Below are 22,415 nucleotides of genomic sequence, written 5' to 3'. Positions count from 1 at the left end.
CGATGCTGCTGTTGCCCGCCACCATCACCGCACGCGAAGCGCGCGACACGCAGCGCCTGCTCGCACAGGCGCTGCAGAACGAGCCCGCGAGCGGTGTCGTGGTCGATGCGGGCAACCTGCAGCAGTTCGACTCTTCGGCGCTGGCGGTGCTGCTCGAATGCCAGCGCCTCTCGAAAGCCTTCGGCAAGCCCTTCGCGGTGCGCAATGCGCCGCCGAAGCTGGCGGCACTGGCCAAGCTGTACGGGGTAGACGTGCTGTTGCTGCGAGAGGCCGCACCGGCGGCCTGAACCGCGCTATCGGGCGCGCTAGCGGGCGCGCGTCAGGCGCGCTTCGCCTTGAAGCGCGCCCACAGCCGCCAGCCCAGCAGCGCCGTGATCACCGCAGCGTAGACCGCCACCTCGGCATAGTTGTGCTTGGCCGAGCGCATCCAGAAGAAGTGCAGCAACCCGAGCAGAACGACCGCGTAGACCAGCCGGTGCAAGCGCTGCCAGCGGGGCGCGCCCAGCGCCTTGATGGCACGGTTGAACGAGGTCAATGCCAGAGGCGACATCAACAGCAGCGCGCTGCTGCCGACCAGGATGAACGGGCGCTTGGCGATGTCACGCACGATGTCGCTCCAGACGAAGCCCATGTCGAGCCAGCCGTAGCACAGGAAATGAAGGCAGCCGTAGAAGAACGCGAACAGGCCCAGCATGCGGCGAAAGCGCGCCAGCGCGGGCTGCTTCGTGATCTGGCGCAGCGGCGTCACAGCCAGCGTGATGCACAGGAAACGCAGTGTCCAGTCGCCCGTCGAGCGGATCAGCGCTTCGGCCGGGTTGGCGCCGAGCGCGTCGGCGAACGCGCCGTAGACGAGCCAGGCCAGCGGCAGCAGGCACAGCACGAAAAGCAACACCTTGGCCACCGGCCGCAGCAGCACCGGCTTGCTGCGCGCGGGCAGCGGGGCGGCGTTCGGGGTCAGCACCGTGCTCTGGTTCATCGCGAAGGTGCGCCGGTCAGTAGAACTTCTTCAGGTCCATGCCAGCGTACAACTGGCCCACCTGGGCTTCGTAGCCGTTGAACATCAGCGTCGGCCGCTTCTTCGCGAACAGCCCGTCTTCGGCAATGCGGCGCTCGGTCGCCTGGCTCCAGCGCGGGTGGTCAACCGTTGGGTTCACGTTGGAATAGAAGCCGTACTCGTTCTTCGCCGCCTTGTTCCAGGCCGTGCCGGGTTCTTTTTCGACGAAGCGGATCTTGACGATCGACTTGCCGCTCTTGAAGCCGTATTTCCACGGCAGCACCATGCGCACCGGCGCGCCGCTCTGGTTGGGCAGCACCTCGCCATACAGGCCGAAGCTCAGCAGCGACAAGGGGTGCATGGCTTCGTCCATGCGCAGCCCTTCCACATAGGGCCAGTCGAGCACGCGCGAGCCCACGAAGGGCATCGTCTTCGGGTCGGCCAGCGTCACGAATTCCACGTACTTGGCATTGCCGGTCGGCTCGACCTTTTTGATCAATTCCGACAGCGAATAGCCGATCCACGGAATCACCATCGACCAGCCTTCGACGCAGCGCAGCCGGTAGATGCGCTCTTCCATCGGCGCCAGCTTCAGCAGCTCGTCGAGGTCGAAGACCTTGGGCTTCTTGACTTCGCCTTCGATGGCCACCGTCCACGGCCGGGTCTTGAGCGTGTGCGCGTTCTGCGCCGGGTCGCCCTTGTCGGTGCCGAACTCGTAGAAGTTGTTGTAGCCGGTCACGTCCACGTACGGGGTGAGTTTTTCCATCGTGACAGCGCCGGGCACCGCGCTGCGCGCCGCGGGCAGTGCCGCGAGCTTGTTGGCGCGCGCGGTCTGGGCCAGCGCATCACGCCCCGCCCAGGCCGCCAGCGTGGCGCCGGCAGCGCCGGTGGCGAGCAGCTTGAGCATGTCGCGCCGGCCGGCATAGGCCGCAGGCGGGGTGATCTCGGAGCTCTGGGGGTGGACGAAACCTCGGTCCTTCAGGAAATGCATGGTGCTGTCCGGTGTGAGTAGTCGAAATTACGTCGCCACGGCCGCCGCGCTTCTTACAGCGCGGCCGGGGCTCAGATCACGTCGCCGAAGTCGGTGGGCTCGAAAAGTTGGAGCGAACTTTTCGAGACTCGTTCGCGAAAGCTCTTGCGTGCGAACAACTTGGCCTGGGCCTGGTCGGGCAGGTCGGTGATGTTGATCACGTTGCGCACGATCAGCGTGTCGATCAGGTCTTCGATCACGCGCACGAAGTCGGCATCGAGGCGGTCGAAGGCCTGCGGAGCGTCGTGGCCGGGGCTGCCGACGAAAGCCAGCACGTCCTGGTGCCCGTCGGCCAGAAACTCGTGCGCTTCGCCGGGGCTGCGGTGCAGGCTTTCGATCTGGCCGGAGGCGTCGCGACGAACGTAGGGCATGCGGCGCACTATACCGACCGGCCGGTGGGCGCGCTCGTGAAAAGGGCCGGTCAAGACCGGCCCTTTTTGGCGATCGGCCGGAGCCGCCCGTCAGTGCAGGCCGGCGATGTAGTCCGACACGGCCTTGATTTCCTTGTCGTTCATCTTGGCTGCCACGCCGGTCATCGGCAGGCTGTTCTTGCGTGCACCGCCGCGGAAAGCGACCAGTTGGGCTTCGGTGTAGTCGGCGTGTTGGCCGGCCAGGCGCGGATACTGGGCCGGCAGGCCGGCGCCGCTCGGGCTGTGGCAGCCGGCGCAGGCCGGGATGCTGCGGTCGGCGATGCCGCCGCGGTAGATCTTCTCGCCGAGCGAGACCAGATCCTTGTTCTTCGCGAAGCCGGGTTTGGCTTCCTTGCTGGCATAAAAAGCGGCGACGTTTTTCATGTCGGCTTCGCTCAGCGTGGCCGACATGCCCTGCATGATGGCGTTGACGCGCTTGCCAGCCTTGAACTCGGCCAACTGCTTGGCCAGGTATTCCGGGTGCTGGCCTTGCAGGATCGGGTTGGCCGGGCTGCCGCGCGAGCCGTCGGCGGTGTGGCAGGCGCCGCACACGTTGGTCACGGTCGTCTGGCCCTTGGCCAGATCGGGCTTCGCGCTGGCTTGGGCCTCGGCGGCAAAGCCCGGGCCCGCCGAGGCGGCGGTCAGCAAACAGACGAGCATCAGGGCAGCAGACTTCATGACGTGGCGCATTTTCCAGTGCAAAACCGCGAGATTTTACAATGAGCGCTTTGGGCGTCTCCATGGCCGAGCAAAACAATACGAATCCAGCGGCCGAAACAACGCCCGCAGACCGCCTGGCCGCCGAAAAACGCGCCTTGGGCTGGGCGCACACGGCCCGATTCCTCACCACCGCCAGCCAGCTCGGCCAGCTGCCACCGACCGAGCTGCCCGAGATCGCTTTCGTTGGCCGTTCGAACGCCGGCAAATCGACCGCGATCAACACGCTCACGCAGCAGAAGCGCCTTGCCTTCGCGTCGAAGACGCCGGGCCGCACCCAGCACATCAACCTGTTCGAGCTCGGGCCCAAGCTGGCCGCGAACTCGCTGTTCGCCGACCTGCCGGGTTACGGCTACGCGGCCGTGGCACGCGGCGCCAAGCTGCGCTGGCAGAAGGTGATGGCCGACTACCTGAACGTGCGCCGCAGCCTTGTCGGCGTGGTGCTGATGATCGATTCGCGGCTCGGCTTCACCGACCTCGACCGCCAGTTGATGAGCTTCGTCGGCCCGCGCGTGGGCAGCGGCTCGGTCAGGCTGCTGGTGCTGCTGACCAAGGCCGACAAGCTCAACCGCAGCGAGTCGAACGCCGCGCTCGCCGCGGCACAGGCGGCGCTGGCCGAGACCACGACCGACGAGGCCGACGTGCGGGTCGCGCTGTTCTCGGCCTTGAAGAAGTCGGGTGTCGGCGACGCGGCGCAGGTGCTGCACGACTGGGTTCACCCGGCCTGAGCCGCACCAGGCCCGCTGTCTCGCGGGTGACGCGGCGCTGCCTTTCCCGCCTCGATACTGCGCGCGAAGGAGCCCCTCGATGATCGAAACCTTTTTTGCCGAGCTGCCAAGTGGCGTGACGCTGAGCTGCCGCGCCAGCGGCCGCCCGGGTGCGCCGGTATTGATCTTTCTGCACGGTTTTCCGGAAGCGGCTTTCGTGTGGGATGCGATGCTCGAACACTTCGGCGACCGCTACCGCTGCATCGCGCCGAACCTGCGTGGGTTCGAGAAGTCGTCGGCGCCGGTCGAGCCCGAGGCTTACCGCGTCAAGCACCTGACCAGCGATCTCGACGCGCTGATCGCGCAGGTCGTCTCGCCTGCGGGCGGCCCGCTCGAAGCGTTGATCGCGCACGACTGGGGCGGCGCCGTGGCCTGGACTTTCGCGGTGCAGCGCCCGCAGATGCTCAAGCGCCTGGTGATCATCAACTCGCCACACCCGGCCACCTTCCTGCGCGAGCTGCAGCACAGCCCGGAACAACAGCGAGCCAGCGCCTACATGAATTTCCTGTGCCGGCCCGACGCCGAGCAGCTGCTGGCCGAGAACGATTTCGCCCGCATGTGGCCGATGTTCACGAACATGGGCGCGGCCGACACGGGCCACGAAGGCGGCGGCTGGCTCACCGAGGCGGTGCGTGACCAGTACCGCGCCGTCTGGTCGGCCGGCCTCACCGGCGGCTGCAACTACTACCGCGCCACGCCTCTGCGGCCACCAACGCCGCAGGACACCTCGCTGATGCAGCTGGCCTTCGAGCCCGACTTCGTGACCGTGAAGGTGCCGACCCACGTGGTCTGGGCCGAAGACGACATGGCGCTGCCGGTGGCGCTGCTCGACGGGCTCGAGGCCTTCGTGCCGAACATGCGCCTCGTGCGGGTGCCCGGCGCCACGCACTGGATCGTGCACGAGCGGCCGGCGTTCATCGCAGCGCAGATCGAGAAGTCGCTCGGCGCCTGAGGCGCCCCCTTCAGTCGTTCAGCGACAGCTCGCGCATCAGGCTGTCGGTCGCACGCTGCACCAGCGACCTGGTTTCCATCGGCTGCAGCAAACCGGCCGACCCCAGCCGCTCAAGTGCGCGCCGAGTGATCGAGTGGGTGCGCTCGGGCACCTCGTCGGCGAACAGGAAAAACAGGCTGCGGTCGCTGCGCCAGAGCAGCTGGACCCGCGTCCAGCGGCCCCGCAGGAACAAGCGCAGCGTGTCGCCGGCGCGCAAGGCTTCGACCCGTTTGCCCGGGTCGTCGGCCTCGTCTTCGTGGGGCTGTGTCGGCAGCATCTCGGCCGGCACGGTTTCCATCGACGACAGGTCGATCACCGAATCGCTGAACGCACCGTGGCCGGTGGTCGGCGGCAATACTTCGTCGCGCATGCGCTGCACGATTTCTTCGGGTGTGAGTGCGGCGGCGCCGCCGCGGGTGCCCGGGCGCAGGGCCTCGGTGTGGATGTTCATCAGTTCGTCGAGCACGGCCTGCTGTTCGGCGGCAGGCAGCGAGATCAGCGCCATGCCGGTGCGCAGGCGCTGAAGCAGCGTGGGCAGCAGCGTCAGCAGACGCTGCCGGCTCTGCGGGTGGTCGGGCAACTGCACGCTCCACAAGAGCTCGTCGACGAGCTTGATGTAGCCCCGTGTCGGCTCGGCCTGCTCGCCGAAGCGCAGCATCGCTTCGGCGATCACCTTGGCCCAGGCGCCGGTGACGAAGCGCCGCACGGGTGGGCTGGTGCGCATCGGCACCATCTGGTCGACGAGCCGCTTCGAGAGTGTCTGCTCGAGCAGCTCGCGCCGTTCGGAACGCTGCAGCGCTTCGAGCGCAGGTTGCGCCGCGTGGAGCTGCGACTGCAGTTGTTCGCTGAGGAAGAGCCCCAGCCTGCCCCAGGCGCCGCGCCAGGCCTCGGCGCTGGCCGCGCCGGCCTGCGCCAGCTCTTCGGCAAGCCCTTCGCAGCAGTCGAGCAGCGCCTGCGCGCGCGGATCGGCCGGCTGTGGAAACAGCGCGCAGGCCTGGCCGACGCGGTCGATGAAGATCCACAGCGCATGGTCGTTCGTGCCGAGCACCTGCGGGTCGCTCAACGCTGCCCGCAGGGCGGGCACCTGGAGCCGCACCAGCACATTGCGGTATTCCGGGCGCAGCAGCGGGTCGGCGACGAGCGCGTCGAACACGCGCGACATCAGCTCGATGATCTGGCGGTCGGTGCTGGCCGACGCGCTGGCCACCAGCGCCGCGCGGTGCATGGTCAGCCGTTTGGAAAGCCCGGCCGCGCTTTCGCTCGACGCGGCCGCGGGTTGTGCGGGCAGGTGGCGCAGCAGTTCGTCGAGGCGTGACAGGGCCTGTTCGAATTCAGCACCCAGGCTGCCGGCGGTGGCGGGCGCGGTGCGGCCCGACGAGGCCGGCGCGCCGCTTGCACCCGGGCGTTCGCCGGCCGAGCCGGTCGGCATGCTGGCCAGCAGCGCCGCCATGGCGCCGGGCTGCGGCACGCCGGCGAAGTCGGGCCGCCGCTCGGGCACGTCGCCCGGCGCCAGCAGCACGGTGCGGTAGATGCTCGGCACCACGCCCTGCGCTTCGAGCCGCGTGCACGCGGCAGCCCACGCGTTCTTCAGCAGCCCGGCGGTCACGCCTGCCGACACGCGCAACAACGTGGCCCGGTGCACCTGCGTCGGCACCACGAGGCAGGCCGCGTCCCACAGCGCGGTGGCATAGAGCAGCGGGCGCAGCGGGTTGGAGTCGGCGCTGACGTGCGTTTGCCCGAGCAAAGTCGAGGTGAAGGTCTGCAGTTCACGCAGTTCCCACTCGGCGGTGCCGTCGATCAGCTGCATCGCGCGTGAGATCTCGATGTCGACCTCGACCCGCGACTCGTCCATCAGCTCCAGCGTGCCCAGCCCACCGGCCGCGCCGGGCGCCCAGCCGCCTTGCTGTTCGCTGAGCGCGTCTTGCACGAGCAGGCGCAGCGATTCCACGAACCCGCTCTGGTAGGCCATTGACGAGCGTTGCAGCGCTTCGACCAGCGCGAAGTACAGGCCGCGCTCGCTGGCGTGCAGCGTGTTGTCGTTGGAATTGCGCAGCAGTTGCAGCGTGCCCGCCAGCGTGCGCTCGATCAAGGCCGGCGCGCGCGCCAGTTCATCGTCGACAAAACGCTGCAGCAAGGGTGCGATCGGCATGGGAGGCCCGTGCAGTAAGTGAGCCGCATTTTAGGCGGCACGGGGCACGGCCCCGTCAGGCCCGTTCCGACTGGGCTTTGCCTTCCGGGCGCTTGCCGAGAATGATCATGCCCAGCACTTCGTCTTCGTTCACGTCGGCGGTGTTGTAGGTGCCGACCATCTTGCCGTTCTTCATCACCGCGAGCCGGTCGCTGAGGCCGAACACATCGGGCATGTCGTGGCTGATCAGGAAGATGCCCACGCCTTCGGCTTTCAGGTGCTTGACCAGTTCGCCAACCATCCGCGTTTCTTCAGGCCCGAGCGCGGCACAGGGCTCGTCCATGATCAGGATGCGGGCGTTGAAGTAGAGCGCGCGCGAGATGGCGACCACCTGGCGCTGGCCGCCGGAAAGCCGCCGCACCGGCACGCGGATGTTGGTGAAGTTCTTGTTCAGGCGCGCGAAGACCTTGCGCGCTTCGGCGTCCATGCGGTGGTCGTCGAGCGTGCGCCACGGGGTCACGATCTCGCGGCCGAGAAACAGGTTGGCGACCGAGTCGAGGTTGTCGGCGAGCGCCAGCGTCTGGTAGATCGTCTCGATGCCCTGGGCCTGCGCATCCGACGGCGTGCGGATGTGCACCTTCTCGCCGCGGATCATCACGTCGCCCGAGTCGATCGGGTAAGCGCCGGCGAGCATCTTCATCAGCGTCGACTTGCCGGCGCCGTTGTGGCCGAGCAATGCGACCACCTCGCCCGGATGCAGGTTCACGCTCACGTCGTCGACCGCGACGACGCCGCCGAAGGCCTTGCGGATGTTCTTCAGCGCGACCAGCGGCGCGGTCATGAGGTGCCGACCTTCATTGTGTTTCGCCGGTCCAGCGCCGGTAGAGCACGTCGAACACCACGGCCGCGATCAGCACCTGGCCGATGATGACCATGCGCTTGCCGATCGACACGTCGAGCAGCAGCATGCCGCTGTCGAGCGACTGCATGATCAGCGCCCCCAGCACCGAACCGAGGATCGAGCCGCTGCCACCGGCCAGCGCCGTGCCGCCGATCACGGCCGCCGCGATCACGTAGAGCTCCATGCCCGTGCCGAGCGAGTTGGTGCCGGCATTCAGCCGCGCCACCGAAACGATGGCCGCGATCGTGATCAATACCGCCAGCAGCACGAACAGCATCAGCGTGACGCGCCGCACCGGGATGCCGACGAGCGCGGCGGCGTCCGGGTTGCCGCCCATCGCGAAGACATAACGCCCGAAGCGCGTGCGCTTGACGATGAAAGACAGCACGAGCGCGACCGCGGCCCAGATCAAGACCGGGATCGGCACACCCTGTGGCGCGCTCTTGTTCGGGATCTGGTACGCGTTCATCGCCGCGACGAAACCGACCACGATCACGATCGGCAAGGCCACCAGCAGCGCATCGATCCACAGCGCGTTGCCCGGCACGCCGTAGCTGCGCTGCACGCGGCGCTTGTTCGCGACCATCAGCACGAGCGCGACACTCACGACCGCCGCCAGAACCCAGCTCGGGCCGACGCCGATCGCGCCGTCGTAACCGCCGCCCAGGCTCAGGAAGAAGTCGTCCGAGACCGGTTGCGTCTTGCCGTCGGCGACCAGAAAAGCCGCGCCGCGGAACGACATCAGCCCGCCGAGCGTGACCACGAACGAAGGCACGCCCAATACCGCCGTGAGCGAACCTTGGTAGAGCGAAACGAGGATCGCGACCGCCAGCCCCGCGAGGCACGCCGCCGGCCACGACCAGCCCGAGGTGTACTGCAGGTAGGCGACCAACACGCCGACGAAGCCCATCACCGAACCGACCGAGAGGTCGATGTGGCGCGCCACGATCACGAGCACGACAACGGTCGAGACGATGCCGACCACGGCCGTCTGCTGCGCGATGTTGTAGAGGTTCTCGGGCGACAGGAAGATGCCGCCCGAGAGCACGTGAAAGACGATGCCGATGCCGACGAGCACCGCGCCCATCAGCATCAGGCGCCAGTCGACGGCGTGGCGCATGGGCGTGCTGCTCAGCGCTTCACTTGCAGGCGGCCGGCACCTTGTCGCCCGTGGCGCCCTTGCAGAGCGCTTCCTTCTTGATCCAGCCGGCCTTCACGACCAGGTCGAGGTTGTCGCGCGTGATCGGCACGGGCTTCAGGAAGCGCGAGTCGAGCGCGATCTTCTTCTCGCCGCCGTTCCACGAGGCCGAGCCTTCGGGCTTCTTGCCCGCGGCAAGCGCCACCGCCGCCGCAGCGGCTTCGCGGCCGAGGTCGCGCGCGTCTTTCCAGACCGACACGGTCTGCAAGCCCATGGCCACGCGGTTCAACGCGGCGTGGTCGCCGTCTTGCCCCGACACCGGAATGCCCTTGATGCCCTTGGCGCTGAGCGCCGCCACCACACCACCGGCCGTGCCGTCGTTCGACGCCACCACGGCGTCGATCTTGCCGCCGTTCTTGGTGATGATCTGCTCCATGTTCTTCTGCGCCACCTCGGGCTTCCAGCCTTCGGTGTATTCCTCGCCCACGATCTTGATGGCGCCGCTCTTCACCGCCGCGTCGATCACTTCCTGCTGGCCTTCACGCAGGAAGTTGGCGTTCGGGTCGGTCGGCGAGCCCTTGATCATCACGTAGTTGCCCTTGGGCTGCGCGGCGAACACGGCGCGCGCCTGCATGCGGCCGACTTCCTTGTTGTCGAAGGTGATGTAGAAAACGCCGGGCGCTTCGATCAGGCGGTCGTAGGCGACGACCGGGATCTTCTGCTTGTTGGCCTTGTTCACCGCCGGCAGGATCGCGTCCTTGTCCATCGCGAGCACGATCAGCACTTTCGCGCCCTTGGAGATCAGGCCGTCGATGTCGCCGAGCTGCTTCTCGGGCGAGCCGGCAGCGTCGGCGCTGATGTACTTGGCGCCGGCCTTCTCCAACTGCGCCTTGATGGCGGCCTCGTCGGTCTTCCAGCGTTCTTCCTGGAAGTTGGACCAGCTCACGCCGACGACGGTTTGTGCAAAGGCGCCGAGCGCGCTCATGCCGAGCGCAGCGACGGTCAGTTGAAGCTTGAGTTTCATTCGGTGTCTCCTCGCGCCGCGTGACGCGGCTGCTTGTTGTTCGGAGCAGCGAATCTATCGGGAGCCCGTGCCGCACGCACGCGGGAAACTCCGGGGAGCAGCGACAACAAGGTTACGAGCCGAACGAAAAAAGGGCCACCGAAGGTGGCCCTTTTCGAGTTCCCGGGAAGTTGAACATCGGCCGCCAGCGGCTGATGTTCGAACGCCCCGAGTTGTTCAGGCAGCGAACTGCCTGAATAACATCACATGTCCATACCGCCCATGCCACCCATGCCGCCCATGCCACCGGGCATGCCGCCGGCGCCGCCAGCGGCTTCTTCCTTCGGGGCCTCGGCGATCATGGCTTCGGTCGTGAGCATCAGCGAAGCGACCGAGGCCGCGTTCTGCAGGGCAGTGCGCGTCACCTTGGTCGGGTCGAGAATGCCCATTTCGATCATGTCGCCATAGGTGTCGTTGGCTGCATTGAAGCCGTAGTTGCCCTTGCCGGCCAACACCGCGTTCACGACCACGCTGGCTTCGCCGCCGGCGTTGTAGACGATCTCGCGCAGCGGCGCTTCGATGGCCTTCAGCACCAGCTTGATGCCGGCTTCCTGGTCGGCGTTGTCGCCCTTGATCGCACCGGCCGCTTGCTTGGCGCGCAGCAGCGCCACGCCACCACCGGCCACGATGCCTTCTTCGACGGCAGCACGGGTTGCGTGGAGCGCATCTTCGACGCGGGCCTTCTTCTCTTTCATTTCGACTTCAGTGGCGGCACCGACCTTGATCAGCGCCACGCCGCCGGCCAGCTTCGCCACGCGTTCCTGGAGCTTTTCACGGTCGTAGTCGCTGGTGGCTTCTTCGATCTGCACACGCACTTGCTTGACGCGTGCTTCGATGTCGCCTGCAGCGCCCGAACCGTCGATGATCGTGGTGTTTTCCTTGCCCACTTCGACGCGCTTGGCCTGGCCCAGATCGGCCAGCGTGACCTTCTCGAGCGTCAGGCCGACTTCTTCGGCGATGACCTTGCCGCCGGTCAGGATGGCGATGTCTTCCAGCATGGCCTTGCGGCGGTCACCGAAGCCCGGCGCCTTGACGGCCACGACCTTCAGGATGCCGCGGATCGTGTTCACGACCAGCGTGGCCAGCGCTTCGCCTTCGACTTCTTCGGCGATGATCAGCAGCGGGCGGCCGCTCTTGGCCACTTGCTCCAGCGTGGGCAGCAGGTCGCGGATGTTGCTGATCTTCTTGTCGAACAGCAGCACGAACGGGTTGTCCAGAACGGCGGTCTGCTTTTCCGGGTTGTTGATGAAGTAGGGCGACAGGTAGCCGCGGTCGAACTGCATGCCTTCGACGACTTCGAGTTCGCTGTTCAGGCTCTTGCCGTCTTCGACGGTGATCACGCCTTCCTTGCCGACCTTGTCCATCGCTTCGGCGATGATCTTGCCGACTTCTTCGTCGCTGTTGGCCGAGATCGTGCCGACCTGAGCGATTTCCTTGCTCGTGGTGGTGGGCTTCGACTGCTTCTTGAGCTGCTCGACCAGGGCCGACACGGCCTTGTCGATGCCACGCTTCAGGTCCATCGGGTTCATGCCCGCGGCCACGTACTTCATGCCTTCGCGAACGATGGCCTGGGCCAGCACCGTGGCGGTGGTGGTGCCGTCACCGGCGATGTCGCTGGTCTTGGAAGCAACTTCCTTGACCATCTGCGCGCCCATGTTCTGGAGCTTGTCCTTCAGCTCGATTTCCTTGGCCACCGACACGCCGTCCTTGGTCACGGTCGGGCCGCCGAACGAACGCTCGAGCACCACGTTGCGGCCCTTCGGGCCCAGGGTCACCTTGACGGCGTTGGCCAGGATGTTCACACCCTCGACCATGCGTGCGCGGGCTTCGCCGCCGAAAATTACGTCTTTTGCTGCCATTTTGTGTTCTCCTGATTACTTCTCGACCACGGCGAAGAGGTCATCCTCTTTCATCACCAGCAGTTCTTCGCCATCGACCTTGACGGTCTGGCCGCTGTACTTGCCGAACAGAACGCGGTCGCCGACCTTGATGTTCAGAACGATGAAGTCGCCCTTGTCGCTGCGCTTGCCCGGGCCGACGGCCAGAACTTCACCCTGGTCGGGCTTTTCGGCGGCGTTGTCGGGGATCACGATGCCCGAAGCGGTCTTGGTTTCTTGTTCCAGGCGCTTGACGATCACGCGATCGTGCAAAGGACGAAGTTTCATAGCATCTCCTTGAAATGAACTCGAATTGAGCTTTGGCTTTGGATGGATGCGATGTAAGCACCCAATCACTTGAAGCGAAAGCGGCGGTATCAACCGCCGCCAAGGCCGTTAGCACTCAGCAATTGCGAGTGCTAGCAAGCAGATTATAGGGTCGCGCCTCCAAGTTTCAAGACATGCGCACAATGCGCTGCCAGTGCATCGCCCGGGAGTCTTTTCGCACCCATGGACCGCTTTCTCGCCATCGACGCTTTCGTGCGCGTCGCCGAATCGCAAAGCTTCGCCGAAGCGGCCCGCCAGATGCGGGTCTCGCGCTCGGTCGTCACCGCGCGCATCCAGCAGCTCGAAGAGTTCGTCGGCGCGCCGCTGCTCCACCGCAACACGCGCAGCGTGCGCTTGTCCGAGCTCGGCCAGGCCTTTCTGCGTGACTGCTCCGAGCTGGTCGGCCGCACGAACGAGGTGGTCGACCAGATGCGCGAAGTGGGCACCTCGCCGGTCGGCCGGCTGCGGGTTCACGCCTTGCCGGGTTTCGTGCTCGGCCATCTGGCGCGGCTGCTGCAGGAATTCCAGGCACGCTACCCGCAGATCGTGCTCGAACTGGTCGTCAGCGACGCGGTGATCGACCCGGTGAAAGAAGGCTTCGACTGCGCATTGCAGATTTTTCCGCCCGGCTCCGAAGAGCTGATCGCACGAAAGCTGTTCCCGGTGCGGCGTGTGTTCTGCGCCTCGCCCGACTACATCGCGCGTTTCGGCGCACCGCGCCACCCGAGCGATCTGGCCGGCCACCGCATCGGCTGGTATTCCGGCTACCCCACACGCGAGCGGCTCGTCTTTCACGGCCGCAGCGAACAGGTCGCACTCGAACTGAAGCCGGTGCTGCTGACCAACAGCGTTCACTTGCTGCGCGAATACGCGCTCGAACACGCCGGCATCGTGTGTGTGCCCACGCTGGTGGCTTCGGAGTCGGTGCTGTCGGGCGAGCTGCTTCTGGTGCTGCCCGAGTACCTGCTGAGCTCGTTCTGGCTCTCGGTGTTCTACCCGACCACCGTGCGCAGTTCGCTCAAGCTCAAGCTGTTTCTCGAGGTGCTGACGGCCAGTTTCTCGGGCGTGCCGCCATGGGACCAGGCGCTGATCGGGCGTGGCCTGCTGGCCGAGGGCGTGATCGCGTAGACCGGGCCGCGCCGCGGGGCTCGGGTATTCCCGCACGTTGTTCTGAAATTCCGAACAATCCTGTCGATCTTCGGCCTCTACCCGCATGGCGGGTGGCTTTCTAGACTTCGCTTCACGCGCTTCAGCAGGAGATATCGAATGACACAAGCCGCCTACAAGACCGTGTTCGGATCGATCGACCGCTTTGAAAAAGGCGGCGTGCAGATGATCGACGACAACGTCAAGAACTACGCCTTCTCGAACTGCTTCGAGATCGCCTCAAAGGCCAAACCTTACGAGAAGGTGGTTTTCGGCCAGAACCAGATCTATGTGCTGGAAACGATTCGCGCCGAAGGCCACTCGCCCTGGTACACGTGCGCGCACGACGAGTTCACGCTGAGCATGGACGGCGATGTCGAGATCCACCTGATCAAGCTCGACGCCGAGCAGACCGTGCCCGACGAGAACCACAACGGCGCGGTGCTGGTGAAAGGCGAACCGCGTGGCCAGAAGATGGGCTGGATGAAGATCAAGCGCGGCCACCAGGCCATGCTGCCGAAGAACACGGCCTACCAGTTCCGCGCTGCGAGGCCTGCGGTGCTGGTGCAGCAGACCTGCAAGGGCGAGTTGTCGATCGAGCGTTGGGCAGACATCTGCCAAACGGTCTGACTTGCCACGCTCACCGGAGACAACACCATGAACGCACCCGAAAAACTCGTCGAAGTGATCCAGAGCGAACCCGACGCGGCGCTCGGCTACCGCAGCTTCACGCTCGGCAGCTTCAACTTCCGCCGCGACGAATACTTCGCGCACATCAGCTGGAAAACGCGCGACGGCCGGCCGCTCAGCCACACGATGGACGCCGCCAACTTCCTGCGCGCCCTGATGCGCGACGTGGCCTGGGGCTTCTTCTACGGCGGTGTCAACTTCGACCATGTGTTCGGCACCACCAACCACTACAGCACCGTCGACATGTACGCCGGCACTTTCAACGCGACGATGAAAACCGCCGGCGTCGACCTGCTCGAGAACTTTCCCACCCCGCAGATCGCCGCCACCTTCGCGGCGATGCTCGACGACTGGACCAACGAGACCTTCGACCCGTTCTCGGCCCCGCAGGAAACCGGCTCGCCCTACGGCCGCAAGAACGGCAGCAACACGCCGAAGCTGACCCGCGCGCGCGAGCTCGCCACCCGCTGCGTCGGCTTGAAAGACGACCTGAACCTGCGCAGCGACGCGCGCGGCGCGCCGATCAACCGCGCTTTTGCCGACGTGCCGCAAGACCAGCCCGAGCTGCACCCGGAGCCGGGCTTCGAGAACGAGGTGCACGCTTTCAACCTGTTCGCGTTCCTGTCGCGCTCGCAGGTCACCTGGAACCCGAGCTTCACCTCGGTCGTGAAGTACAGCTTCATGTGCCCGACGACCGAAGAGCACATCCTGCCGATCATCCACGCCAACGACCGCGTCGAATGGTTCTTCCAGATGTGCGACGAGATCCACTGGGACTGCGCCGACAAGACCACCGGCAAGCCGCTGGCCCGCGTGATCATGAAGGCCGGCGACATGGCCGCCATGCCGGCCTATTGCCGCCACCAGGGCTACAGCCCGAAGCGCTCGATGCTGCTGGTGTGGGAGAACGGCTCACCTTCGCTGGTCTACGAGATCCAGAAGGGTGAAAGCCCCGAAGTGCCGGTGCAGTTCTGACGCGCTGACCGCACACACACACTGCGCCGCGCACCGCGCGGCCACCCCGGAGCGAACCGACATGAATCTCGCGGACATCCAGGCCGCGGTGGGCTTGCGCACACCGATACGGCACCAGCTTTTCATCGGCGGGCGATTCGTCGACGCCGAATCGGGCGAGACGCAGGCCACGCTGAACCCGCACGACAACTCGGTGATCGCCGAGGTCGCGATGGCGGGCCACGCCGATGTCGACAAGGCCGTGGCCGCTGCCACGAAAGCCTTCCCCGCGTGGAGCCGCATGGCGGCCGCCGACCGCGGCCGCATCCTGCTCAAACTCGCAGACCTGATCGAAGCCAACGCCGAAGAACTGGCCCGCCTCGAGTCGCTCGACACCGGCCACCCGCTGCGCGATTCGCGCAACCTCGACGTGCCGCGCACCGCAGCGTGCTTCCGTTATTTCGGCGGCATGGCCGACAAGCTGCAGGGCGACGTGGTGCCGGTCGAGGCCGGCTTCCTGAACTACCTGATGCGTGAGCCGCTGGGCGTCGTCGGGCAAGTGGTGCCGTGGAACTTTCCGCTGATGTTCACGAGCTGGAAGATGGGGCCGGCGCTCGCGGCCGGCAACACCATTGTGCTCAAGCCCGCCGAGATCACGCCGCTGTCGACACTGAAGATCGCCGAGCTGATGAGCGAAGCCGGCATGCCCGACGGCGTGGTCAACATCGTTCCGGGCCTCGGGTCGGTGGCGGGCCAGTACCTTGCCGAACACCCGGGCGTGGCGAAGATCGCGTTCACCGGCAGCACCGCCACGGGCCGGCGCATCGTGCAGGCGAGCGCCGGCAACCTGAAGAAGGTGCAGCTCGAGCTCGGCGGCAAGGGCGCCAACATCGTCTTCGACGATGCGAACCTTGTGGCCGCCGTCAACGGCTCGGCCTGGGCGATCTTCCACAACCAGGGCCAGGCCTGCATCGCCGGCTCGCGGCTCATTCTTCAGGAGAAGATCGCCGACGAATTCCTCGACAAGTTCATCACCCTCGCGAAGTCGATCAAGCTCGGCAACCCGCTCGACGCGAGCACCGAGATGGGCCCGCTCACCAGCCGCATGCACCGAGACCGCGTGCTCGCGTACGTGGACGTGGCGCGAGAGCAGGGCGGCGAGGTGCTGGCCGGTGGCAAGGGGCCTGCGGCCAGCGAACTGGCGGACGGCTGTTATGTCGAGCCGACGATCGTGAAAGCGCGTGGCTTCAAGGACCGCATCGCGCAGGAAGAAGTCTTCGGCCCCTTCGTCACCGTGCTCACCTTCAAGGACGATGCCGAGGCGATGGCGATCGCCAACAGCACCGACTACGGCCTGGGCAGCGGCCTCTGGACACGCGACCTGCAGCGAGCCCACAGAATGGCGCGTGACATGCACGCCGGCATGGTCTGGGTCAACAGCTACAAGCGCGTGAACCCCGGCTCGCCGTTCGGCGGCGTGGGCCAGAGCGGCTACGGCCGCGAGATGGGCTTCGAGGCGATGCGCGAGTACACGCAGGTCAAGAGCGTGTGGGTCAATGTGGACGCGCAGATCCCGCCCTGGTATCCGCGTGCATGATCGTGGCATGAACGCCTTCACCTACCAATCCAACCCGTCACGCGTCGTTTTCGGCGCCGGCGCCCTGCAGCACCTGGCCCGCGAGATCGACGCGCTCGGCGCGCGGCGCGCGCTGATCCTGTCGACGCCAGAGCAGGCCGCCAGCGCGCGCCACGTGGCCGAGCTGCTCGGCGACCGCGCTGCCGGCATCTTCGCCCAGGCCGTGATGCATGTGCCGATCGAATCGGCACGGGAAGCGCGCCTCGAAGCGAAGCGGCTCGGCGCCGACTGCGCCGTGGCGATCGGCGGCGGCTCGACCACAGGCCTGGGCAAGGCGATCGCGCTCGAATCGGGCCTGCCGATCCTGGCGATCCCGACGACCTACGCCGGCAGCGAGATGACCACGATCTACGGCGTGACGGAAGGTGGTTTGAAGAAGACCGGGCGCGACGCGCGCGTGTTGCCTCGCACCGTGATCTACGACCCCGAGCTCACGCTGACCTTGCCGCTGGGCATGACCGTCACGAGCGGCCTGAACGCGATCGCGCATGCGGCCGAAGGCTTGTACGCGTTCGATGGCAACCCGATCATCTCGATGATGGCCGAAGAGGGCATCCGCGCCACGGCCGCCGCGTTGCCGCGCCTGGCACTCGACCCGAAGGACCTGGCAGCGCGCGCCGACATGCTCTACGGCGCTTGGCTCTGCGGCAGCGTGCTCGGCGCCGTCTCGGTCGGCCTGCACCACAAGCTGTGCCACACGCTCGGTGGCAGCTTCAACCTGCCGCATGCCGAAGTGCACACCGTGGTACTGCCGCACGCGCTGGCCTACAACGCGGCCTTTGCGCCTGAAGCCATGCAGCGCATCGCCCGTGCGCTCGGCGCCAAGAGCGCCGCGGCGGGCGTGTTCGATCTGGCCAAGACACACCACGCACCGACCGCGCTGAAAGACATCGGCATGACCGCCGAAGGCCTCGACCAGGCCGCCGACATCGCGGTGCAGACGCCCTACCCGAACCCGCGCCCGCTCGAGCGCGCCGCGATCCGTGAACTGCTGCAGCGCGCGTTCGAGGGCACACGCCCCGATTGATCCGCGCTGCAAAGATTTCTTCCCCACAACAACAGCCCCAGGAGACAAGCCATGACCCTGAACCGCAGAAGCTTCGTGCAAGGCCTGACCGCCGCTGCCGCGACCTTGGCCGCATCGAAGAACGCCTTCGCCGCCGACACGATCAAGATCGGCTACGTGTCCCCGCAGACCGGCCCGCTCGCGCCCTTCGGCGAGGCCGACAAGTGGGTCATCGACCAGATGAAAACGGCGTTCAAGGACGGCCTGACGATCGGCGGCAAGAAGTACGCGGTGCAGATCGTTCTGAAAGACAGCCAGTCGAACCCGAACCGCGCCGGTGAAGTGGCCAACGACCTGGTGCTGAAAGACAAGGTGGCGCTGATGCTCACCGCCGGCACGCCGGAGACCGCGAACCCGGTGAGCGATGTGTGCGAGCTGAACGAAGTGCCGTGCATCTCGAGCGTCGTGCCCTGGCAGCCCTGGTTCTTCGGCCGCAAGGGCGACCCGGCGAAAGGCTTCAACTTCACGTACCACATGTTCTGGGGCCTCGAAGACGTGATCGCCAATTTCACCAATGGCTGGAACAGCGTCGCCACGAACAAGAAGGTCGGCGGCCTGTTCCCGAACGACGGTGACGGCAACGCCTGGGGCGACAAGGAGCTCGGCTTCCCGAAGCCGCTCGCCGGCATGGGCTACACGCTCACCGACCCGGGCCGCTTCCAGAACGGCACGCAGGACTTCAGCGCGCAGATCGCCGCGTTCAAGAAAGACGGCGTCGAGATCGTCACCGGCGTCGTGATCCCGCCCGACGCGAAGACCTTTCTCACGCAGGCCAAGCAGCAGGGCTTCAAGCCCAAGGTCATCACGCTCGGCAAGGCCTTGCTGTTCCCCGGTGCGATCGAGGCTCTCGGCGATCTGGGCTACGGCCTGACGACCGAGGTGTGGTGGAGCCCGTCGCACCCGTTCACCTCGTCGCTCACGAAACAGAGCGCGAAGGCCCTGGCCGACTCGTACGAAACCAGCACGAAGAAACAGTGGACGCAGCCGATCGGCTTCGCCCACGCACTCTTCGAAGTGGCGGCCGACGCGCTCAAGCGCAGCAAGGGCGTGGGCGCGAAAGACGTGCGCGACGCGGTCGCGGCGACCGCCATGAACACCGTCGTCGGCCCGGTCAAATGGGGCGGCGGCGGGCCGTTCAAGAACGTCAGCAAGACACCGCTGGTGCTCGGCCAGTGGAACAAGGGCACGAAGTACAAGGTCGAGCTGACCATCGTCAACAACGAAGCCGCGAAGAACATCCCGACCGGCGGCTCGATCAAGCTGATCTGACCTGCCGTGGCCTTGCTCACGCTGCAATCGGTCAGCAAGTCCTACGGCGCGCTCAAGGTCACCGACGACATCTCGCTCGCGGTGGCCGAGGGCGAGACGCTCGGCATCCTCGGGCCGAACGGCGCCGGCAAGACCACGCTCTTCAACCTGATCTCGGGCGATGTGCGCTGCGACGCCGGCAGCGTGCAGTACGAAGCGCGCGACATCACGCCGCTCAAGGCCCATCAGCGCTGTCGTGCTGGCATCGGCCGCAGCTACCAGGTGCCGCAGCCCTTCGGCAACATGAGCGTGTTCGAGAACCTCGTGACTGCCGCCTGTTTCGGCGGGGGCCAGCCCGAGCACGAGGCCTGGGAGACGGCGCACCAGGTGCTGCAGCAGACGGGGTTGATGCCACACGCGAACAAGGCGGCAGGCGGCCTGACGCTGCTCAACCGCAAACGCCTCGAACTCGCGCGCGCGCTCGCCACGCGCCCCAAGCTGCTGCTGCTCGACGAGATCGCCGGTGGCCTGACCGAGCATGAAGCGAAACAGCTGGTCGAAGAGCTGCAGCGCATCAAGGCGCAAGGCGTCACGATGATCTGGATCGAACACGTGGTGCACGCACTGCTGTCGATCGCCGACCGCCTGTTCGTCATCAACTTCGGGCAAAAGCTCGCCGAGGGCGAACCGCGTGCGGTGATGGACGACGCCGAAGTGCGGCGTGTGTATATGGGCATGGAAGCATGAGCGCGTTGTTACGTGCCTCCGGCCTCACCGCCTTCTACGGTGACGCGCAGGCGCTGTTCGGCATCGACTTCGAGCTGAGCGAAGGCGAGATGGTCGCGATCATCGGCGCCAACGGCGCGGGCAAGAGCACCTTCATGAAAGCGGTCACGGGCCTCGTCAAGACGAAGGCCGAGCAGATCGTGTTCAAGGGCGAGGCGATCGGTGGCCGGCCGCCGGGCGAGATCGTCCAGCGCGGCATCGCGCTCGTGCCCGAAGGCCGGCGCCTGTTCCCCAGCCTGAGCGTTGAAGAGAACCTTCTGATGGGCGCCTTCGCGAAGCGCCCCGGCCCCTGGAGCCTCGAGCGTCTGTTCAAGCTTTTCCCGATCCTCGAGCAGAAACGCCGCCTGCCCGGCACCTCGCTCTCGGGCGGCCAGCAGCAGATGGTCGCGATCGGCCGGGCGCTGATGAGCAACCCGGCGCTGTTGCTCTGCGACGAACTCAGCCTGGGCTTGGCACCCATCGTCATCAAGGAGATCTACGACGCGCTGCCGGCCATCTGCGCCGAAGGCATGACGGTCGTGATCGTCGAGCAAGACGTGGTGATGGCGCAGCGCGTGAGCCAACGCATCTACTGCTTCCAGGAAGGCCGCGTGTCGCTGCAGGGCGCATCGGGCGAACTCAGCCGCGAGCAGGTCTCGCAGGCCTACTTCGGCGTCTGAACCGCATGGTCGAAACTCTTCTTCAAGGGGTGCTGCTCGGCGGCCTGTACTGCCTGTTCGCACTCGGCCAGTCGCTGATGTTCGGGGTGATGCGCTTGACGAACACGGCGCAGGGCGACTTCGTGATCCTCGGTTCTTTCGCCGCGATTGCCGGCATGAGCCTGTTCGCCTCGACCGGGCCGCAGAACATGTTCACGCCCTTCATCGTGATGCTGCTGTTGTTGCCGCTCGCCTTCGGTTTCGGCTACCTGCTGCAGCGCCACGTCCTCAACGGCACGCTCGGCCGCGACCCGTTGCCGTCGCTCGTCGTCACCTTCGGCTTGTCGATCGTGATCCAGAACCTGCTGCTCGAACTGTTCAGCGCCGACCCGCGCTCGATCGAAACGGCGGGCTTGAACACCGAGAGCCTCGCCTTGCCCGGCGGGCTGGCGATCGGCGTGCTGCCGCTGCTGATCTTCGGCGTGGCGGTCGCCGCCACGGCGGCCCTGCAGTGGCTGTTCAACAGCACGCGGCTCGGCCGCGCATTCCGGGCCGTGTCCGACGACAAGGAGATCGCCGAATTGATGGGCCTGAACTCGAACAAGGTCTACGCCCTGGCCACCGCCATCGCGTTCACGCTGATCGCGGTGGCCGGCGTACTGCAGGCGATGCGCACGACAGTGTCGCCCTCCGACGGCCCGCTCTTGCTGCTGTTCGCGTTCGAGGCCGTGATCATCGGTGGCATGGGCTCGTTCTGGGGCACGCTGCTCGGCGCGCTGCTGCTGGGCATCACGCAGCAGATCGGCTTTCGGCTCGACCCGGGCTGGGGCATCTGGTTCGGCCACATCGTGTTCCTGGCCGTGTTGGTCTTCCGCCCGCAAGGCCTGTTCCCGAAGACGAGGTAGCCGATGACGCTGCAGGTGATCCGCAACAACCGCAGCAGCCGCGCCGCGCTGGTCGCTGGCGTGCTGCTCGTGCTCGTGGGCGCCACCTTGCCGCTGTGGGCGCCAGAAGGCAGCGGCTCGTCGTGGATGCGCGAGTTCGTCGAGATCGCGTGTTATTTCATCTTCGCGATGATGTGGAACCTGCTCGCCGGCTACGGCGGCATGGTCAGCATCGGGCAGCAGGCGTTCTTCGGTTTCGGCGGTTATGTGATGCTGATGCTGGGCAACTTCGCCGGCGTGAACCCGTTCGTCGCCGTGCCACTCGCGGCCATCGCGGCCGGGCTGATCGCGGTGCCGGTTTCGTTCGTCGCGTTCCGCTTGCAGGGGGGCTACTTCGCCATCGGCACCTGGGTCATCGCCGAGGTGTTCCGCCTGAGCTTCGCCAACGTCTCGGCCGTGGGTGGTGGTTCTGGCACCAGCCTCACGGCGCTGCGTGGCATCGAGAAGGCGACGCGCGAGAACGCGACTTTCTGGATGGCGCTGGTGTGCGTGGTCGCTTCCATCGCGCTGGTCTACCTGTTCCTGCGGAGCAAGCGCGGGCTCGCGCTGCTGGCGATCCGCGACAACGAGGTGGCGGCCGAGTCGCAAGGCATCGACGTGCGGGGCATGAAGCTCGCGGTCTACGTGGTCGCGGCCTTCGGCGCGGGGCTGGCCGGCGCGCTCTACTTCGTCGGCAACCTGCGCATCAGCCCCGACGCCGCGTTCAGCGTGAACTGGACGGCGTTCGCGATCTTCATGGTCGTGATCGGCGGCATCGGCCGCATCGAAGGGCCGATCGTCGGCGCGCTGATCTTCTGGGCGCTGAACAAGTTCTTCAGCGACTACGGCACCTGGTACCTGCTGGGCCTGGGGCTGCTCGCCATCGTGGTCACCATCTATTTCAAGCAGGGCTTGTGGGGCTGGGCACAGCAACGCTTCGGGCTCTCGCTGTTCCCGACCCGGCGCACGCTGAAACTTTGAGGAA

The 22,415-nt window shown here is 66.3% G+C and carries 23 protein-coding genes; 13 read left to right on the top strand and 10 right to left on the bottom strand.

Annotated elements, in window-relative coordinates; translation table 11 throughout:
• Positions 1–2 precede the first annotated feature (2 nt).
• Positions 3–287, top strand: coding sequence for an STAS domain-containing protein (locus AC30PD_RS03970; protein ID WP_489534340.1), 285 nt, complete (start codon positions 3–5; stop codon positions 285–287).
• A 32-nt stretch (positions 288–319) separates the two neighbouring features.
• Here the strand turns inward: AC30PD_RS03970 and msrQ are convergent, their stop codons facing one another.
• The 4 genes from msrQ to AC30PD_RS03950 form a co-directional block, all read right to left on the bottom strand.
• The gene (gene msrQ / locus AC30PD_RS03965) at positions 320–976 is read right to left on the bottom strand and encodes a protein-methionine-sulfoxide reductase heme-binding subunit MsrQ (protein ID WP_489534339.1); all 657 of its coding nucleotides are present in this window, start codon (positions 974–976) and stop codon (positions 320–322) included.
• A 16-nt stretch (positions 977–992) separates the two neighbouring features.
• Positions 993–1,985, bottom strand: a complete 993-nt coding sequence (msrP, locus tag AC30PD_RS03960) for a protein-methionine-sulfoxide reductase catalytic subunit MsrP (protein ID WP_489534338.1) — start codon at positions 1,983–1,985, stop codon at positions 993–995.
• Positions 1,986–2,056: 71 nt separating this feature from the next.
• On the bottom strand, positions 2,057–2,395 hold the full coding sequence (locus AC30PD_RS03955; protein ID WP_489534337.1) for a hypothetical protein: 339 nt from the start codon (positions 2,393–2,395) through the stop codon (positions 2,057–2,059).
• 90 nt (positions 2,396–2,485) lie between these two features.
• Entirely contained in the window at positions 2,486–3,112 is a 627-nt protein-coding gene (locus tag AC30PD_RS03950; RefSeq protein WP_489534336.1) for a c-type cytochrome, read from the bottom strand.
• 62 nt (positions 3,113–3,174) lie between these two features.
• On the opposite strand from AC30PD_RS03950, the gene yihA reads away from it, so the two are divergent.
• Complete coding sequence (gene yihA / locus AC30PD_RS03945; protein ID WP_489534335.1) at positions 3,175–3,879, top strand: ribosome biogenesis GTP-binding protein YihA/YsxC; 705 nt, start codon at positions 3,175–3,177, stop codon at positions 3,877–3,879.
• Positions 3,880–3,958: 79 nt separating this feature from the next.
• Positions 3,959–4,870 (top strand): alpha/beta fold hydrolase, encoded by a 912-nt coding sequence (locus AC30PD_RS03940; protein WP_489534334.1) that lies wholly within the window; start codon positions 3,959–3,961, stop codon positions 4,868–4,870.
• 10 nt (positions 4,871–4,880) lie between these two features.
• Here the strand turns inward: AC30PD_RS03940 and AC30PD_RS03935 are convergent, their stop codons facing one another.
• The 6 genes from AC30PD_RS03935 to AC30PD_RS03910 all read right to left on the bottom strand — a co-directional run bounded on the left by AC30PD_RS03935 (position 4,881) and on the right by AC30PD_RS03910 (position 12,304).
• Positions 4,881–7,058, bottom strand: coding sequence for a DUF1631 family protein (locus tag AC30PD_RS03935; RefSeq protein WP_489534333.1), 2,178 nt, complete (start codon positions 7,056–7,058; stop codon positions 4,881–4,883).
• Between the two features lie 55 nt (positions 7,059–7,113).
• On the bottom strand, positions 7,114–7,878 hold the full coding sequence (locus tag AC30PD_RS03930) for an ATP-binding cassette domain-containing protein (protein WP_489534332.1): 765 nt from the start codon (positions 7,876–7,878) through the stop codon (positions 7,114–7,116).
• 13 nt (positions 7,879–7,891) lie between these two features.
• Positions 7,892–9,058: a sugar ABC transporter permease gene (locus AC30PD_RS03925; RefSeq protein ID WP_489534331.1), complete on the bottom strand. Its 1,167-nt coding sequence runs from the start codon at positions 9,056–9,058 to the stop codon at positions 7,892–7,894.
• Between the two features lie 19 nt (positions 9,059–9,077).
• On the bottom strand, positions 9,078–10,100 hold the full coding sequence (gene xylF / locus AC30PD_RS03920; protein ID WP_489534330.1) for a D-xylose ABC transporter substrate-binding protein: 1,023 nt from the start codon (positions 10,098–10,100) through the stop codon (positions 9,078–9,080).
• A 242-nt stretch (positions 10,101–10,342) separates the two neighbouring features.
• Positions 10,343–11,998 (bottom strand): chaperonin GroEL, encoded by a 1,656-nt coding sequence (gene groL / locus AC30PD_RS03915; RefSeq protein ID WP_489534329.1) that lies wholly within the window; start codon positions 11,996–11,998, stop codon positions 10,343–10,345.
• A gap of 15 nt (positions 11,999–12,013) precedes the next feature.
• Positions 12,014–12,304 (bottom strand): co-chaperone GroES, encoded by a 291-nt coding sequence (locus AC30PD_RS03910; protein ID WP_322342648.1) that lies wholly within the window; start codon positions 12,302–12,304, stop codon positions 12,014–12,016.
• 222 nt (positions 12,305–12,526) lie between these two features.
• On the opposite strand from AC30PD_RS03910, the gene AC30PD_RS03905 reads away from it, so the two are divergent.
• The 10 genes from AC30PD_RS03905 to AC30PD_RS03860 all read left to right on the top strand — a co-directional run bounded on the left by AC30PD_RS03905 (position 12,527) and on the right by AC30PD_RS03860 (position 22,411).
• Positions 12,527–13,471 (top strand): LysR family transcriptional regulator, encoded by a 945-nt coding sequence (locus AC30PD_RS03905; protein WP_489534328.1) that lies wholly within the window; start codon positions 12,527–12,529, stop codon positions 13,469–13,471.
• 138 nt (positions 13,472–13,609) lie between these two features.
• A complete protein-coding gene (locus AC30PD_RS03900; RefSeq protein WP_489534327.1) occupies positions 13,610–14,119 on the top strand; it encodes a cupin domain-containing protein in 510 nt (169 codons plus the stop codon).
• Between the two features lie 27 nt (positions 14,120–14,146).
• A complete protein-coding gene (locus AC30PD_RS03895; protein ID WP_489534326.1) occupies positions 14,147–15,154 on the top strand; it encodes a hydroxyquinol 1,2-dioxygenase in 1,008 nt (335 codons plus the stop codon).
• A gap of 106 nt (positions 15,155–15,260) precedes the next feature.
• Entirely contained in the window at positions 15,261–16,730 is a 1,470-nt protein-coding gene (locus AC30PD_RS03890) for an aldehyde dehydrogenase family protein (RefSeq protein ID WP_489534578.1), read from the top strand.
• A 7-nt stretch (positions 16,731–16,737) separates the two neighbouring features.
• Complete coding sequence (locus AC30PD_RS03885) at positions 16,738–17,796, top strand: maleylacetate reductase (RefSeq protein ID WP_489534325.1); 1,059 nt, start codon at positions 16,738–16,740, stop codon at positions 17,794–17,796.
• 51 nt (positions 17,797–17,847) lie between these two features.
• Positions 17,848–19,104, top strand: a complete 1,257-nt coding sequence (locus AC30PD_RS03880) for an ABC transporter substrate-binding protein (RefSeq protein ID WP_489534324.1) — start codon at positions 17,848–17,850, stop codon at positions 19,102–19,104.
• 6 nt (positions 19,105–19,110) lie between these two features.
• Positions 19,111–19,830, top strand: coding sequence for an ABC transporter ATP-binding protein (locus AC30PD_RS03875; protein ID WP_489534323.1), 720 nt, complete (start codon positions 19,111–19,113; stop codon positions 19,828–19,830).
• The gene (locus AC30PD_RS03870; RefSeq protein ID WP_489534322.1) at positions 19,827–20,528 is read left to right on the top strand and encodes an ABC transporter ATP-binding protein; all 702 of its coding nucleotides are present in this window, start codon (positions 19,827–19,829) and stop codon (positions 20,526–20,528) included. The genes AC30PD_RS03875 and AC30PD_RS03870 overlap by 4 nt, the downstream gene beginning before the upstream one ends.
• Before the next feature lie 5 nt (positions 20,529–20,533).
• Positions 20,534–21,412, top strand: a complete 879-nt coding sequence (locus tag AC30PD_RS03865) for a branched-chain amino acid ABC transporter permease (RefSeq protein WP_489534321.1) — start codon at positions 20,534–20,536, stop codon at positions 21,410–21,412.
• Positions 21,413–21,415: 3 nt separating this feature from the next.
• Complete coding sequence (locus AC30PD_RS03860; protein WP_489534320.1) at positions 21,416–22,411, top strand: branched-chain amino acid ABC transporter permease; 996 nt, start codon at positions 21,416–21,418, stop codon at positions 22,409–22,411.
• The last annotated feature ends 4 nt before the right edge of the window (positions 22,412–22,415 follow it).

Source organism: Rhizobacter sp. (genome assembly GCF_032229685.1).
Classification (GTDB): domain Bacteria; phylum Pseudomonadota; class Gammaproteobacteria; order Burkholderiales; family Burkholderiaceae_C; genus LMDS01.
Note: the sequence above shows the minus strand (reverse complement) of the source record. Positions and strands in the feature narration are given on the sequence as shown.